We start from the raw sequence: 312 nt of genomic DNA, 5'->3' as shown, positions 1-312 counted from the left end.
CCGTCGTCATGGATTCCCTGGATTCTGCGCTCACTCAAGCGCGCGACGCCCAGGAGTCCAATAGTGGCCAGTTACGTATGATGATCGCGAATGGGGACGAGGTCGCGCCTGCCAAGCAGAAACTACCCGAGGGCCTGACGTGGGCGCGAGAGTGCGTGACACCAGACCCGAAAGTCGCAGCGAGCGTTTCAGCCTTGCTTTGTGGCACAGTAGTTGCCAACGATCTTGATGCTGCCCAACGTGGCATTGCGATCGACACAGTGGACGTTGCCGTTACATTGAGCGGAACAATGGTGACTCGTTCAGGTGTTA

General features: G+C 57.7%; 1 protein-coding gene. It reads left to right on the top strand.

Features of this window, described 5'->3' with window-relative positions; translation table 11 throughout:
- Positions 1-312, top strand: a 312-nt coding sequence (locus tag QP415_RS11225) for a hypothetical protein (RefSeq protein ID WP_285100115.1), incomplete at both ends; no start/stop codon positions are given.

The sequence above is a fragment of the Pauljensenia sp. UMB3104 genome (genome assembly GCF_030217285.1).
Taxonomy (GTDB): domain Bacteria; phylum Actinomycetota; class Actinomycetes; order Actinomycetales; family Actinomycetaceae; genus Pauljensenia.
Note: the sequence above shows the minus strand (reverse complement) of the source record. Positions and strands in the feature narration are given on the sequence as shown.